The organism is Shewanella morhuae (assembly GCF_003028295.1).
Lineage (GTDB): Bacteria > Pseudomonadota > Gammaproteobacteria > Enterobacterales > Shewanellaceae > Shewanella > Shewanella morhuae.
The window spans coordinates 804,988-820,576 of record NZ_PYSG01000003.1; the positions used below are offsets into that span (position 1 = coordinate 804,988).

General features: G+C 46.5%; 13 protein-coding genes. 12 read left to right on the plus strand and 1 reads right to left on the minus strand.

Translation table 11 applies throughout. The features are described 5' to 3' along the window. The first annotated feature begins 28 nt into the window (after positions 1–28). The 5 genes from leuB to glpK all read left to right on the plus strand — a co-directional run bounded on the left by leuB (position 29) and on the right by glpK (position 6,756). Positions 29–1,123: a 3-isopropylmalate dehydrogenase gene (leuB, locus tag C9I43_RS18200; protein ID WP_107885039.1), complete on the plus strand. Its 1,095-nt coding sequence runs from the start codon at positions 29–31 to the stop codon at positions 1,121–1,123. Continuing rightward, positions 1,123–2,529 (plus strand): 3-isopropylmalate dehydratase large subunit, encoded by a 1,407-nt coding sequence (gene leuC, locus C9I43_RS18205; RefSeq protein WP_076497105.1) that lies wholly within the window; start codon positions 1,123–1,125, stop codon positions 2,527–2,529. The genes leuB and leuC overlap by 1 nt, the downstream gene beginning before the upstream one ends. 27 nt (positions 2,530–2,556) lie before the next feature. Then, a complete protein-coding gene (leuD, locus tag C9I43_RS18210; RefSeq protein WP_076497104.1) occupies positions 2,557–3,162 on the plus strand; it encodes a 3-isopropylmalate dehydratase small subunit in 606 nt (201 codons plus the stop codon). Positions 3,163–3,688: 526 nt separating this feature from the next. After that, complete coding sequence (locus C9I43_RS18215) at positions 3,689–5,038, plus strand: outer membrane protein transport protein (RefSeq protein WP_107885041.1); 1,350 nt, start codon at positions 3,689–3,691, stop codon at positions 5,036–5,038. 233 nt (positions 5,039–5,271) lie between these two features. Continuing rightward, entirely contained in the window at positions 5,272–6,756 is a 1,485-nt protein-coding gene (gene glpK / locus C9I43_RS18220) for a glycerol kinase GlpK (protein ID WP_107885044.1), read from the plus strand. Between the two features lie 371 nt (positions 6,757–7,127). Here the strand turns inward: glpK and C9I43_RS18225 are convergent, their stop codons facing one another. Then, entirely contained in the window at positions 7,128–7,457 is a 330-nt protein-coding gene (locus C9I43_RS18225; RefSeq protein WP_076497101.1) for a hypothetical protein, read from the minus strand. A 623-nt stretch (positions 7,458–8,080) separates the two neighbouring features. On the opposite strand from C9I43_RS18225, the gene mraZ reads away from it, so the two are divergent. Genes mraZ through mraY form a run of 7 tightly spaced genes read left to right on the plus strand, consistent with a single transcriptional unit; the run spans position 8,081 to position 15,584 of the window. Then, complete coding sequence (gene mraZ / locus C9I43_RS18230) at positions 8,081–8,539, plus strand: division/cell wall cluster transcriptional repressor MraZ (RefSeq protein ID WP_076497100.1); 459 nt, start codon at positions 8,081–8,083, stop codon at positions 8,537–8,539. A 31-nt stretch (positions 8,540–8,570) separates the two neighbouring features. Beyond that, the gene (rsmH, locus tag C9I43_RS18235) at positions 8,571–9,512 is read left to right on the plus strand and encodes a 16S rRNA (cytosine(1402)-N(4))-methyltransferase RsmH (RefSeq protein ID WP_076497099.1); all 942 of its coding nucleotides are present in this window, start codon (positions 8,571–8,573) and stop codon (positions 9,510–9,512) included. Between the two features lie 10 nt (positions 9,513–9,522). After that, positions 9,523–9,837, plus strand: a complete 315-nt coding sequence (gene ftsL, locus C9I43_RS18240) for a cell division protein FtsL (protein ID WP_076497098.1) — start codon at positions 9,523–9,525, stop codon at positions 9,835–9,837. A 13-nt stretch (positions 9,838–9,850) separates the two neighbouring features. After that, positions 9,851–11,605 carry a peptidoglycan D,D-transpeptidase FtsI family protein gene (locus C9I43_RS18245; protein WP_076497097.1) on the plus strand — a complete coding sequence of 585 codons (1,755 nt, stop codon included), beginning with the start codon at positions 9,851–9,853 and terminating at the stop codon, positions 11,603–11,605. Further along, complete coding sequence (murE, locus tag C9I43_RS18250; protein WP_107885046.1) at positions 11,602–13,122, plus strand: UDP-N-acetylmuramoyl-L-alanyl-D-glutamate--2,6-diaminopimelate ligase; 1,521 nt, start codon at positions 11,602–11,604, stop codon at positions 13,120–13,122. Before C9I43_RS18245 ends, murE begins: the two co-directional genes overlap by 4 nt. After that, on the plus strand, positions 13,119–14,501 hold the full coding sequence (locus tag C9I43_RS18255; protein ID WP_107885049.1) for a UDP-N-acetylmuramoyl-tripeptide--D-alanyl-D-alanine ligase: 1,383 nt from the start codon (positions 13,119–13,121) through the stop codon (positions 14,499–14,501). The genes murE and C9I43_RS18255 overlap by 4 nt, the downstream gene beginning before the upstream one ends. Next, the gene (gene mraY / locus C9I43_RS18260; RefSeq protein WP_107885052.1) at positions 14,502–15,584 is read left to right on the plus strand and encodes a phospho-N-acetylmuramoyl-pentapeptide-transferase; all 1,083 of its coding nucleotides are present in this window, start codon (positions 14,502–14,504) and stop codon (positions 15,582–15,584) included. It abuts the gene before it with no gap. The last annotated feature ends 5 nt before the right edge of the window (positions 15,585–15,589 follow it).

The following is a 15,589-nucleotide window of genomic DNA, read 5'->3' on the forward strand; positions in this document are numbered from 1 at the left end:
ATTCACATTTAAAGGAGTTGGCTGGCGTATGAGTTATCAAATAGCAGTGTTAGCAGGTGATGGTATTGGCCCAGAAGTCATGGCAGAAGCGCGTAAAGTGCTGCGTGAGGTGGAAGCGCGTTTCAATCTGGATATCGAATACACGCAATACGATGTCGGCGGTATTGCTATTGATAACCACGGTTGCCCATTACCCAATGCCACGCTAAAGGGTTGTGAAGCGGCTGATGCAATTTTATTTGGTTCAGTCGGTGGCCCTAAGTGGGAAAAGTTACCGCCGAATGAACAACCTGAGCGCGGCGCGCTATTGCCTCTACGTGGTCACTTTGAACTGTTCTGCAACCTGCGCCCGGCTAAATTGCACGATGGCCTAGAGCATATGTCCCCGCTGCGTAGCGATATCTCGGCCCGTGGCTTTGATGTTTTATGTGTGCGTGAGCTAACCGGCGGTATTTATTTTGGTAAGCCAAAGGGCCGCCAAGGTGAAGGCGAGAATGAAGAAGCCTTTGATACCATGCGTTATAGCCGCCGCGAGATTAGCCGCATCGCGCGTATTGCCTTTGAAGCCGCCCGTGGTCGCCGTAAAAAAGTGACTTCTGTGGATAAAGCTAACGTACTGGCTTGCTCAGTGTTGTGGCGACAAGTGGTTGAAGAAGTCGCAGTCGATTTCCCTGATGTTGAGCTTGAGCATATCTATATTGATAACGCGACGATGCAGTTGCTGCGCCGCGCCGATGAGTTTGATGTGATGTTATGTTCTAACCTGTTTGGTGACATTTTATCTGACGAAATTGCTATGTTAACGGGCTCTATGGGCTTGTTATCGTCGGCAAGTATGAATAGTAGTGGCTTTGGTTTATTTGAACCAGCAGGCGGTAGTGCACCAGATATCGCGGGTAAAGGAATCGCTAACCCTGTCGCGCAAATTCTGTCGGCAGCATTAATGTTGCGTCACAGCTTAAAACAAGAAGAAGCGGCGGGTGCGATTGAGCGCGCTGTAAGTAAAGCTTTGAACTCTGGCTATTTAACCGGTGAATTGCTGAGCAGCGACAAACGTAGTGCAGCGAAATCGACGGTAGAAATGGGTGACTTTATCGCCAATGCTGTAAAGGAAGGTGTGTAATGACAAACGCAAAGACCTTGTATCAAAAAGTGTGGGATGCTCATATCGTTGCTTCTCCTGAGGGTGAAGCGCCAATCATTTATGTCGACAGGCACTTAGTCCATGAAGTGACCTCTCCACAAGCATTCAGTGGTTTGAAGGTGGCGGGCCGTAAACTGCGCGCACCGGAAAAAACCTTTGCCACTATGGATCACAACACATCGACCCGCAGCGCCAGCTTAGACGCCCTAAGTCCGATGGCACGCACCCAAGTTGAAACGTTAGCGCAAAACTGTAAAGACTTTGGCGTGCGTCTATATGATATTCACCATCCTAATCAAGGAATAGTGCATGTAATGGGTCCTGAGCTGGGCATTACCCTGCCCGGAACAGTGATTGTTTGTGGCGACTCCCATACCGCAACCCACGGCGCCTTTGGTGCATTGGCATTTGGGATTGGCACATCAGAAGTTGAGCACGTTTTAGCAACGCAAACTTTGCGTCAGTTAAAAGCTAAGACCATGAAGATTGAAGTGCGTGGTCAGGTGACTGATGGCGTCACCGCTAAAGATATTGTGTTGGCGATTATTGGTAAAATCGGCATGGATGGCGGCACAGGTTATGTAGTTGAGTTTTGTGGTGAGGCGATTGAAGCTCTGTCTATGGAGGGCCGCATGACAGTGTGTAACATGGCGATTGAAATGGGTGCCAAGGCAGGCATGGTCGCGCCAGATCAAACTACTTTCGACTATTTAGAAGGCCGCGAGTTTGCGCCAAAGGGCGAAGATTGGCTTGAAGCCGTCGCTCACTGGAAATCGATTAAAACCGACGACAGTGCGGTGTTTGATGCGACTGTGATACTCGATGCCGCCGATATTGCGCCGCAACTAACCTGGGGCACTAACCCCGGCCAAGTCGTGGCAATCGATGGTAAAGTGCCAGATCCTAGTCATGAAGCCAATCCAAGTACCCGTGCGAGTATGGAAAAGGCTTTAGAATATATTGGCCTAAATGCAGGCACTCCGATGACGGATATCAGTATCAACAAGGTGTTTATCGGTTCTTGCACTAACTCGCGTATTGAAGATTTACGCAGCGCAGCTATGCATGCTAAAGGCCGTAAAGTGGCGAGTGGCGTCACCGCGATTGTGGTGCCCGGTTCTGGACAAGTGAAAGCGCAAGCTGAAGCCGAAGGCTTAGACAAAATCTTTATCGAAGCGGGATTTGAGTGGCGTTTACCAGGGTGCTCTATGTGTTTAGCGATGAACGATGACAGATTAGAAGCGGGCGATCGCTGCGCCTCGACCAGTAACCGTAACTTCGAAGGTCGCCAAGGCCGTGGTAGTCGCACCCATTTAGTGAGCCCGGCAATGGCCGCTGCCGCTGCGGTGGCTGGGCATTTTGTTGATATTCGCAAACCTTACTAATTACCGTAACCCCAAGAGGAGAAGTTAATGCAACCTTTTACCACCCATACCGGGCTTGCGGTCATGATCGACAGTAGCAATATCGATACGGATCAGATCATTCCGAAACAGTTTTTATCTAAGGTCACGCGCGATGGCTTTGGCGTGCACTTATTCCACGACTGGCGTTATTTAGATGATGCGGGCGATAAGCCTAACCCTGAGTTTTCATTGAATCAAAACCGCTATAAAGGCGCATCGATTCTGTTGTCGCAGGAAAATTTTGGTTGTGGCTCAAGCCGCGAACATGCGCCTTGGGCACTGGCTGACTTTGGCCTACGGGCGATTATTGCTCCCAGTTTTGCCGACATTTTTTACGGTAACTCAATCAATAATGGCTTATTACCGGTGGCATTAACTCACGCGCAGGTGCGCCAGTTGATGGACGAAGTGGCGGCGCAAGAAGGTGCAGAGATCACGGTTGATCTTACTGCCTGCAAAGTAATTTCACCGTCGGGCGCCGAGTTTAGTTTTACGCTGGCAGAATCGGCAAGGCATAAGCTGCTAAACGGTTTAGATGCAATTGGGCTGACCTTGTCCCATGTGGCGCAGATAAGTGAATACGAAACGCGAATCCAAGGCTGGTGCCGTTAGAATTTCAGCGTACATTTGTACTGTTGTTATGTGAGCTTTTTAGTGCTTAAGTGTATGCTTAGGCACTTTTGTTTTAAACCTCAATGCGATAAAAACATAACTAACTGTATTTAAATAAATAAAATGACCAACATTATTTCCATATTTTTTATTTTGTAAGTGGCAGTGATTTATGCTGAATTTATTAACTTTGAATGCGTTACAAGTGTTTTAGTTTTTTACGTGTATATGTGTATGTTTATGTTGTTTATTTTTTAATTCATGAGTTTTTCACCAACCATTCCCGCGAATAAATATTGAGCTAAAAAAGGTTAAATCCTGTTTAAATGGTGATATCGGTCACTAAATCTGTTTTAAAGCTGTGGCTTGTCAGTGTTTTTATCTGTTTTATCTCCTTTGGTTGCAAACATCTTCTGCATAAGTAAACTGCTTCGCATTCAACATGGAGTGTTTACTCTATTTTGCCTGAACGCCACAGTACTCATTCAAGTAGTACAGATAACAATAATATTATTAGAGAATAACAATGCAAAAACGTCTTCTAACTTTAGCTGTTACTGCAGCTTTGTTAACTTCAACGACTCAACTCCACGCCGCTGGTTTTCAATTAGCCGAATATTCTGCCACAGGTTTAGGCCGCGCCTTTGCCGGTGAAGCCGCTATGGCGGATAACGCCTCCGCTCAAGCGCGTAATCCTGCCATGCTGACTTACCTTGAGGGGCGTCAGTTATCTGCGGGAGGCATTTATGTAATGCCAAACGTTGATGTGAAAGGTGATGTAAGCCTAAGCTCGCCACTACTTAGCCCAACCCCGGTAGAAATGAAAGGTGGTGATGCGCTGGATGTCGCCGATAATGCGCTTGTACCTAACTTTTATTATTCAAATCAGTTAAGTGACCAATGGACTTGGGGCTTAGCCGTTAATTCAAACTATGGTTTAGCCACTGAGTTACCAGCAACCCATGCCGCCGCTATTTTTGGTAATAAGACTTCGGTCACCACAGTTGAATTTAATCCTAATATTGCTTACCGCATTAATGATGCTGTCAGCGTAGGCGGTGGTGTACGTATTGTTTATGGTGAAGGTGAAATTGGTGCATCGTTACCAGGTTGGGTTGATGGTATTAAACCTGCGCTGCCGCCTCAAGTGGCTGGCATGTTACCTGCTGGTGGCACTGAGCTGAAAAGCATGAAAGGTGATGATGTCGGTTATGGCTGGCAGTTAGGGGCAAGCTGGCAGATTAACTCTATTCACCGTATCGGTTTTGCTTACCACAGTGGCGTTAAGCTGGACTTAGATGGTCATGCTTCTGGTGTGTTATATACTGGTGGGCAGGATGTTTCTATTGAAGGCTATTTACCGCTTGAGTTACCAGCGTTTGCTGAAATTGCTTCCCATCACCAATTGACCGATAACTGGGCCATGCATGCTAGCGTAAACTGGACAGATTGGAGTGTATTTGATCAACTGGTGGCTTATTTCCCTGGAGATGTTAAACCTAAAGGTGATTTAGAGTCTGATTTAGTTAAGGAAGAACATTTCAAAGATAACTGGCGTTTCGCGTTGGGAACGACTTATCAAGTGAATAATGATTGGTTAGTCCGTGCGGGTGTGGCTTTAGATCAAACCGCCGCGACGGATGAGTGGCGTACTACTACGATCCCAGACTCTGACCGTCTGTGGTTCTCTGTTGGAGCAGGTTATCAGGCAACTAAAAACCTGAATGTTGATTTTGCGGTGACTTACCTCAAAGCCACGGGTAATGCACCTATCAACGAACAGCAAAACTTACTGAACTTAGCGACAGTTAACTTTAACGGTGACGCGAGCGGTGATGTATGGCTTGCGGGTATCCAAATGAGCTACAAGATGTAATCTTTATTAATCATAAAAAAGCCCTGAATTTTCAGGGCTTTTTTGTGGGTGTTATTTTATTTGGTAAGCATATTTATACAACACGCTGCTGGTCATGGGGTTCAATTACAAATATATTTATAAGATAAGCAACCTGAGTTCGGGATAAGCTCTGCGTCTCTACAGGTTAAGTAGTCCGTCATTTCCTCGGTCGTGCAAAAGTGGTAGCTCGATAATTTAAGTAGGGTAACAGTGTGCAGAAAAAATACGTGGTGGCCTTAGATCAAGGTACGACAAGCTCTAGGGCGATAGTGTTTGATCATGACGCCAATATTGTCAGCATGTCTCAGCGGGAGTTTACTCAGTTATACCCTAATCCTGGTTGGGTTGAACACGATCCTATGGAAATCTGGGCAAGTCAAAGTTCAGTATTGATAGAAGTGTTAGCGCGAGCGGGTATTCATAGTGATGAAGTGGCTGCTATTGGTATTACCAATCAACGGGAAACCACTGTCATTTGGGAGAAGGCCACAGGTAAACCTATCTATAATGCGATAGTGTGGCAGTGTCGCCGTAGCGTGGAGATCTGTGAGCAGCTCAAAGCCCAAGGGCTTGAAGAGTATGTTCGAGACAACACCGGTCTATTACTTGACCCTTATTTTTCAGGCACTAAGATTAAATGGATACTCGACAATGTTCCCAATGCTCGTGCGCAAGCTGAGCGTGGAGAATTGTTATTCGGCACTATTGATACATGGTTGGTGTGGAAGTTAACCGAAGGAAAAGTACATGTTACCGATCCCACTAATGCGGCCCGTACACTGTTGTTTAATATTCATAATCTGGCTTGGGATGATAAATTACTTAAAGCCTTAGAGATTCCTTTATCTATGCTGCCTGAGGTTAAACCATCTTGTAGTGTATATGGCACCACTCGGATTGCCGGTGAAGGCAGTGAAATCCAAGTAGCAGGAATTGCGGGCGATCAACAGGCGGCGCTTTTTGGTCAGTTATGTGTCGAGCCTGGAATGGCGAAAAATACCTATGGCACAGGTTGTTTCCTGCTGATGAATACAGGGACAAAAGCGGTACGTTCGAACCATGGTTTACTGACAACTGTTGCAGTTGGTCCTATGGGGGAAGTTAATTACGCGCTGGAAGGTTCAGTATTTATGGGCGGCGCGACGATTCAATGGTTACGGGATGAACTGGGTCTCATCCGTGATGCTAGCGATACCGAGTATTTTGCCTCTAAGGTTGTAGATACTCATGGTGTATATCTCGTTCCTGCCTTTGTGGGGCTTGGTGCACCTTATTGGGATCCCAATGCGCGCGGCGCACTGTTTGGATTAACCCGTGGCGCGAACCGTAATCATATTATTCGGGCGGCGTTAGAGTCGATAGCCTATCAGAGTAGAGATTTACTCGATGCCATGACCAAAGATAGTGGTGTGAGTCTTAAGCGTTTAAAGGTTGATGGTGGCGCGGTAGCAAATGATTTTTTAATGCAGTTTCAAGCCGATATCACTAATGTTGAAGTACTCAGACCCAGTGTTTGTGAGACAACGGCTTTGGGCGCCGCATTTTTAGCTGGGCTTGCTGTGGGCTTTTGGGACAGTGCTTTAGAGCTTGAGCATAAGGCTTGTATTGATAAACAGTTTATCCCCAATATTGACGTAGAGACTCGGGCGCGTTTATATACTGGTTGGCAGGATGCAGTCGCCAGAACTCGTTCTTAACGTATTTAACCTGAGCTCGGGATAAGCAGAATCGCTGAATAGGCATCTTTTCGGGCCTCTCTGCGTTGCTCTGTCTAACCATAGCTCGCTATGGCACACGACAGAGCGCCTTGATATGCGCAAAAATCTGCGCATTCAGTCAGAAAATAGATTTTTCGTTTCAAACTAATTATTTATAGCATTGATTTAGTTTGTTAAATTTAGATTTTTCGACACTCATTATCCCGAGTTCAGGTTATTTAGCTTTTATGATATCGCTCGCGTCGCTGCTCGAGCGTAGGCATGGTTTTTTTGTCGTAACTCGATTGCTGCTTTTATGTTAATGCTTATAAAGCAGCTATTTTGAGTGGATAGCGCCACTGAGCATATTTTTATACTTCTATATCAATAATGTGTCGGCTGGATTGTTTTTGAATGTCAGCGACATCGTCCGTTACTTCAAGCACAACACCTTCTTTTAATACCTCAGGTTCATCCGATGCGCGGCGTTGCTTATTCTTATTACGATTAGAATCTTTGCGCCGTTCTCTAACCTTAGTATCGCGACCTTCTAATGTGGGTGGTAATTGCGATTGCGGGCTCTCGTGGCTATCAGCGGCATTTGCCGTAGCACTGCTAACTTGGTCGACGACCCGTTTGGGGTGCAACACCGCTTTGACTGGCTGAGCCAGCATGGCATAAATGCTATCTAATCCACTCATAACGCCTCCTTGTTTTATCCCTGTTACCATCATATCGGCAAACTTCGGTTAATATGTAGGCTATGTGCTGATTGTTGGCCATTATTAGAGAATAAAGACAAAGGTCCATCAAGCGATATTGTTATAATTATTTTGCTAATATTGTCTATTTTTTGATCTTCACCCCTTTTGTCACATTAATTTTCCATTACCTACAAATTTATAACGTCTTTAGTTAGAATTTAAATTTAGCTGTTATGCTCTTTTTTACTCTTTTTTGACTAACGAAGAAGACCAAAGTGAGGCTTATTTTATCATTTTGTACGCTTTAGATTATTTATCCACCGGTAAAACTCTCTACCAATAGAAATAATCCGCGATTTATTTCATCGCAAACGTCTGAAAAATAAAGGTTGCTGAGTATATCAGCGTACTTATTGCTGTACTTCCTTCTGTTTAGCTCGTTTCTAGTGTTTTTTCTTGGCACTCACTTAAGTGCCCAACATGCTGCTAACCCGCTTGCCTACTGGATTTATAAAAGGATCCCATCCCTTGACATTGCTTGTCGACTGTCCCTAAACTTAGCAGTTGTGGGAAATAGTGGATATTTGTGGATCAAAAACCAAAGGATAGGATGAATTAGCGTGTTTCGTGGAGCCAGTGCGATCAACTTAGATACAAAGGGACGGATCGCTATTCCAGTGCGATACCGCGAACCTTTGCAGCTTGAGCACCAGGGCCGCATCGTGATTACTGTCGACATCCAATCCGCTTGTTTACTCTTGTATCCAATCCATGAATGGGAGTTGATCGAAGCTAAGTTGTTAACGCTTTCCGATACCGATAAAACCCAGAGATCGTTAAAACGTCTGTTACTCGGTTACGCCCACGAAGTGGAGCTGGACGGTAATGGACGGATATTATTGCCACCACCGCTAAGACAATATGCCAATTTAGATAAGCGCATCATGCTGGTGGGACAATTGAACAAATTTGAGCTGTGGGATGAGCAATCTTGGCTGCAGCAAATTGATGAGTGTCAGGAAACGATTCGAAGTGAGGAGCTTGCCAATAACGAGCGTCTCGCAGATTTTTCACTTTAACGAGTCGTGCTAACTAAATAAGAAGAGAGTAATGAGTCAAGAATTTGCCCATTTATCCGTGCTGCTTGCAGAAACGGTTGGCGGTTTAAACATCAAAGACGATGGCATCTATATCGATGGTACGTTCGGCCGCGGTGGTCATTCAAGACAGGTATTACAGCATCTTGGTGAGAATGGTCGATTGATCGCAATCGATCGCGATCCTCAAGCGATCGAAGCGGCAAAACAGTTTAGTGATGATCCCCGTTTTCAAATCGTTCATGGTGGTTTTGGTCAATTAGCCGATTATGTAGAAGAGCTTGGGCTTGTGGGCAAAATTGATGGCGTATTACTCGATTTAGGTGTGTCTTCACCGCAACTTGACGACGCTGAACGTGGTTTTAGTTTTATGCGTGATGGACCACTTGATATGCGTATGGACAATAGCCAAGGCCAAACGGCCGCTCAGTGGTTGGCTCGTGCGGAAATTGAGGATATGGCGTGGGTATTCAAAACCTATGGCGAAGAGAAAAATGCTCGGCATATCGCCCGTTGTATCGCAGCCGACCGCGAAAAAACACCTTTTTTACGCACTAAAGATTTAGCCGATTTAATTGCACGCATCACTAAAAATAAAGAGCGTAATAAGCACCCTGCGACTCGTGTATTTCAGGCTATTCGTATCTATATCAACAGTGAGTTAGACCAAATCGAGCAAGCGCTTGAGGGGGCCGTTAATGTACTCGCTCCCCAAGGACGTTTGTCGGTTATCAGTTTTCATTCTTTAGAAGACCGTCTCGTTAAACGCTTTATTCGTCGCCATAGTCAAGGCGAACAAGTGCCATACGGCTTGCCTATCACTGAAGAACAAATCAATAAGTCGCGTAAATTACGTGCCGTAGGCAAAGCAGTTATGCCATCTGACGAAGAAATCGAACGCAATGCCAGAGCGCGCAGCTCAGTGTTACGCATTGCTGAGCGTTTAGATTACTAAGGGGCACACTGTGAGTAAGCCCTCGATTAATCTGCCACAAATCGTATTGCACGATTTATGGCTGCACAAATGGATATTGTTATTAGCACTACTCGTGCTCTGCAATGCCGTTGCTGTTGTCTATGGTAGCCATACGACTCGTCAACTAACGACCCAGTGGGATCAGCTGCTGCAGGAGCGCGACAGATTAGATATTGAATGGCGTAATTTATTATTAGAAGAGCAATCGCAGACCGAACATAGTCGCATTACGCGTATTGCCTCAAAGGAACTCAACATGAGTCGTCCATTACCCAGCGAAGAAGTTGTGGTAAAGGTGCCGTGAATATAGGGAAGATATGATTAGGCAAGCGAAAACTAAACGGGCAAGCAAACCGCAAAAACCACAACAGATCCATTGGCGTTTATACGTGGTGGTGGGGTTTGTGTGTGCGTTATTTTGCAGCCTAGTGGGGCGCGCAGCTTACATTCAAATTATTGAACCTGACAAATTACGCCATGAAAGTGATATGCGTACCTTGCGCACTACCAGCCGTGAGGTGCAGCGCGGTTTGATTACCGACCGCAATGGCGACATGCTAGCGGTAAGTGTGCCTGTGCGTGCTGTCTGGGCAGACCCTAAACAAGTCAATGATAACAACGGTTTTGCGGATATGCGCCGTTGGCAAGCTTTAGCCGATGTGCTGCACGAGCCTGTTGAAGATGTTCTTGATCGTGTACGCAGTAATCCCACTAAGCGTTTTACCTACTTAAAACGCCAAATTACTCCCGCAGTGGCAGATTACATTACTCAACTTAAGTTACCTGGTGTATTCCTTAAATCTGAATCCCGTCGTTATTATCCCGGTGGTGAAATTACCGCTCAGCTTATTGGCATCACTAACATCGATGACGTGGGAATTGAAGGTGTTGAAAATGCTTATAACAGCTGGTTAACAGGTACGCCTTCTAAGCAAAAAGTGCGTAAATCACGTGATGGCCATGTGGTTGAACGCCTTGATATTATACAAGAAGGTGAAAGCCCCAACGATCTTGTGCTGAGTATTGACCACCGCATTCAGCAGCTTGCATACCGTGAGCTAAAACGCACTACCGAGATGAACCAAGCAACCTCTGGTTCAATCGTTGTGCTCGATGTTCACACTGGCGAAGTTTTGGCGATGGTGAATACGCCTTCATACAATCCTAATGCGCGCGACAATCTACAAACTTTCAGAATGCGTAACCGCGCCATGACAGATACCTTCGAGCCGGGTTCGACCATTAAGCCCTTTGTGGTAGCTGCTGCGCTTGAAGCTGGCACCGTAAAATCAACCGATATAATTGCAACGTCTCCAGGATGGATGCGTTTAGGCGGCCGCCAAGTGCGCGACCCTGCAAATTATGGCGATATGAGCTTGGCGCGTATTTTGGCTAAATCTAGTAACGTTGGAATTAGTAAATTAGCTTTATCCATTCCCGTACAGCAGTTACTCGGCACATATCAATCGATGGGACTGGGCAGCTTTTCTGGCATAAACCTTACCGGTGAAAGCGCTGGTGTGATTCAAGACCGCCACCGTTGGTCAGACTTTGAGCGAGCCACTCTGTCTTTTGGTTATGGCTTAACTGCGACCACACTGCAACTTGCACGTATGTATGCCACCTTGGGTAATGGTGGCACTTTATATCCAATTTCAATAATGAAACTGAAAAAGCCCCCCGTAGGCGAGCAAGTAATTTCACCAAGTGTGGCTCACGATGTGATGCAGATGATGGTAAGTGTGACGGAAAAAGGCGGTACAGGCACTTTAGCGCATATTGATGGATATCCAGTTGCAGGTAAGTCTGGCACGAGTCGTAAGGCGGTTGCTGGCGGTTATGGCGATGATTATGTGGCTTTATTTGCCGGTATTGCCCCCGCGAATAATCCAAGGTTAGCGATAGTAGTGGTCGTGAACGAGCCTAAGGGCGATCTGTATTATGGTGGTTCTGTTGCGGGGCCAGCATTTGCCAAAGTGATGTCAGGCGCACTGCAAATGTTAAACGTTGAACCCATTACCGATAAAGAACAAGTGCAATTGGCGGGTATTGCTGCTGGGAGAGCAGAATGATGTTATTACGAGATCTGCTCGCGCCTTGGCTGCATTATGCCGGCGCACAGTTCATCAACGATTTGACCTTAGATAGCCGCGCAATACGTCGCGGCGATGTGTTTTTGGCGTTGCCAGGACATAAGGTCGATGGCAGACAATTTATTGAAAAAGCCTTGGAGTTAGGTGTGGCAGCCGTATTGGTCCACACGGATGATGCTGACCAGCATGGCAAAGTGTTGCTGCGCGAACCAATACAGCAAAGCGATAACGTTGAGCAAGGCGTGCAGATATATTTCTTTCAGCTAAATCGTCAGGTGTCGGCAATCGCGGCCCAGCGTTACCCCTTAGCGCACAAGTCAGCCGCGACGCCATCACTTGGGATTATTGGCATTACTGGCACCAATGGTAAAACCTCAACAAGCCAGCTGATTGCACAGCTAACAACCTTGCTCGGCCGTAAAGCCGCCGTTATGGGTACCCTTGGTAATGGTCTCTGGGGTGAATTAGTCGATAGCGGCAATACTACCGCCGATGCAATTACCTTAATGCGTCAACTGCAAGAGTTTGAGGCTCAAGGCGCGAGTGTTTGCGCTATGGAGGTATCGAGCCACGGTTTAGTACAAGGCCGCGTCGATGCCGTCCCATTCGATGTTGCCGTATTTACTAATCTGACGCGCGATCACCTCGATTACCACGGCGACATGGAAAGCTATGCCGCTGCTAAGCAAAGCCTATTTCGTTTCAGCAGCTTAGGTCACGGTTTGTTGAATATTGACGATGCAGTTGGTGCGTCTTGGTTGACTGAACTTAAACACATTCCAGCCCAATTGTGGGGCTTTAGTATTGAAGGTAATCAAGCTGCGGCTTTTTATACCAAAAATGCCAAGTTTGACGATCAAGGCGTTAATGCAACCTTAGTGTGGCCTGAGGGCGAGACTCAAATCCAGTCACCACTACTTGGTGCTTTTAACCTATCAAATTTACTCGCGGCGCTATCGGCTTTGTATCTGCAAGGTTTTGATATGAAAGCGTTAGCCGAGCAAGTGCAATACCTAACAGCCGTAGCGGGTCGTATGGAGCGTTTCACTACAGTGGATAACATCACCTTAGTGGTCGATTATGCTCATACACCCGATGCCATTGAACAAGCCTTAAATGCGCTACGCCGTCATTGTGCGGGTGATTTATGGTGCGTATTTGGTTGCGGTGGTGACCGAGATAAGGGCAAGCGTCCTTTGATGGGCAGAGCGGCTGAGCAATTTGCTGATCGCATTATGATCACCAGTGACAATGCGCGCAGTGAAGATCCTGCACAAATTATTACCGATATTATCCAAGGGTTTATTCATCCTCAGCAAGCGTTGACTCAGGTTGACCGTATCACAGCGATTAAAGACGTGGTGGCACTGGCTAAATCTGGCGATGTTATTTTGCTGGCGGGTAAAGGCCACGAAACTTACCAAGAGGCGGCAGGTGTGCGTCATGACTATGATGAGCGCGCTCTGGCACGTCAATTATCGGAGCAATCAAGATGATCCCTCTTTCTCTCGAGACACTAAGTCAACACTTAAGTGCGTATCGAGTTGGTGACGATGTCACTATTGAAGATTTAAGCAGCGATAGCCGTAAAATGGGCACCGCAACATTGTTTGTCGCGTTAAAGGGTGAGCGTTTTGACGGCCATGATTTTACCGCTACGGCAATTGAGAATGGCGCTGCGGCGTTAATGGTCGAGCGCGAGTTAGCTTTTGATATTCCACAGTTGATCGTGGCTGATTGCCAAAAGGCTATGGGTGCGATTGGCGCCTATGTGCGCGATCAAATCAATCCGATTTGTGTGGCTTTAACCGGTTCAAACGGCAAGACCAGCGTAAAAGAAATGATCGCGACCATTTTGTCGGCTAAGCATCAAGTATTGTATACCGCCGGCAACTTTAATAATGAAATCGGTGTGCCCTTAACGTTATTACGCTTAACGCCAGCGGATGAAATTGGTGTGTTTGAGCTCGGAGCGAATCATAAGGGAGAAATTGATTACACCTCGGGGCTTGTGCGGCCAAATGTTGCACTGGTTAATAATGTTGGCAGTGCTCATTTAGAAGGTTTTGGATCGCAAGCGGGTGTCGCGCAGGCCAAGTCAGAAATATTTAATCACTTACAAGCCGATGGCACTGCCATTATTAACGCCGATGATGCTTTCGCCGATGTGATGAGCGTAAAAGCGAGACAATATAAGCAGTTAAGTTTCTCCCAGCAAGATGGTGCGGCTAAACGGCATATTGATGTGATTGCAACAGGCCATAAAGCCAATGCAGAAGGTTGCTATCGTTTTATGCTCAATTACTCAGGTGAATCTTGCCAAGTGGTGCTCCCGCTGGCTGGACGTCATCAGGTGAGTAATGCGCTTGCTGCTGCAAGTGTATGTATTGCATTGGGATTAAGTTTGGCAGAAATATCAGAAGGCTTAGGCCAGTTAACGCCTGTTAAGGGACGAATGCAGCCAAGCCAATTGGGGCGGGTACGCCTAATCGATGATAGCTATAACGCAAATCCTGTTTCTGTGGGTGCCGCCATTGCTTGGTTAAAGGAAATTTCTGAAAATCGCTGTTTGGTACTGGGAGATTTGGGCGAATTAGGCGACAATGCGCCCCTTTTGCACGCTGAGTTGGGGCAACTGGCCAAACAACAGGGGATTGATGCCTTGTTTTGTACCGGAATCTTAAGCCAGCACACGAGCCAAGCTTTCGGTGCGGAGCACTATGACAGCGTGGCAACGTTAGTCGAAAAACTCATAAAGCATATCAACCAGTTGCCGGGACAGGTAACGGTTCTCGTTAAAGGTTCACGTAGCGCCGCCATGGAGCGGGTCGTGGATGGCCTAACAATAGCCTTTGGGCGTGGGGAGTTAGTGTAAATGCTAGTATATCTGGCGGAGTATTTAACCCGTTTTTACACCGGGTTTAACGTGTTTTCCTATGTGACATTTCGAGCCATTTTGGGCTTATTAACCGCATTGATTTTTAGTCTATGGTGGGGGCCTAAAATGATCGAGCGTCTGCAATTACTGCAGATTGGTCAGATTGTACGTAACGATGGTCCCGAATCTCATTTTAGTAAGCGTGGCACGCCGACTATGGGTGGTTTACTGATATTAGCGGCAATCTTTATCAGCGTATTGTTGTGGGGTGACCTCGGTAGCCGTTATGTGTGGGTGATGTTATTTGTGCTCGCCAGTTTCGGTTTGATCGGCTTTATCGACGATTATCGTAAAGTGGTACGTAAAGATACTAAAGGTTTGATCGCACGCTGGAAGTACATTCTGCAATCTTTAGCTGCGCTATTAATTGCTTTTTTCCTGTATGCCACAGCGGCAAACCCAGGTGAAACCCAGCTAGTTGTGCCTTTCTTTAAAGACGTGATGCCGCAACTCGGCGGCGTGTTTATCGTACTGGCCTATTTCACTATTGTGGGTTCAAGTAACGCAGTCAACTTGACTGATGGCCTAGACGGTTTGGCGATTATGCCGACTGTGATGGTGGCTGCGGCGTTTGCCTTGATTGCATATTTATCGGGTCACGCCCAGTTTGCCAATTACTTACATATTCCACACTTGCCAGGTTCTGGTGAGTTAGTAATTGTCTGTACGGCGATTGTGGGTGCTGGCTTAGGCTTTTTGTGGTTCAACACTTACCCCGCGCAAGTCTTTATGGGTGATGTGGGTTCACTGTCTTTAGGCGCGGCACTTGGCACTATCGCTGTACTCGTACGCCAAGAGATTTTGTTAGTGATTATGGGCGGCGTATTTGTGATGGAAACTCTGTCGGTGATCCTGCAAGTGGGTTCGTACAAGTTACGTGGTCAACGTATTTTTCGTATGGCGCCAATACACCATCACTATGAATTAAAGGGCTGGCCTGAACCGCGAGTTATTGTACGTTTTTGGATTATCTCGATATTCCTCGTTTTACTTGGCTTAGCCACGTTGAAGTTAAGGTAGCAGAA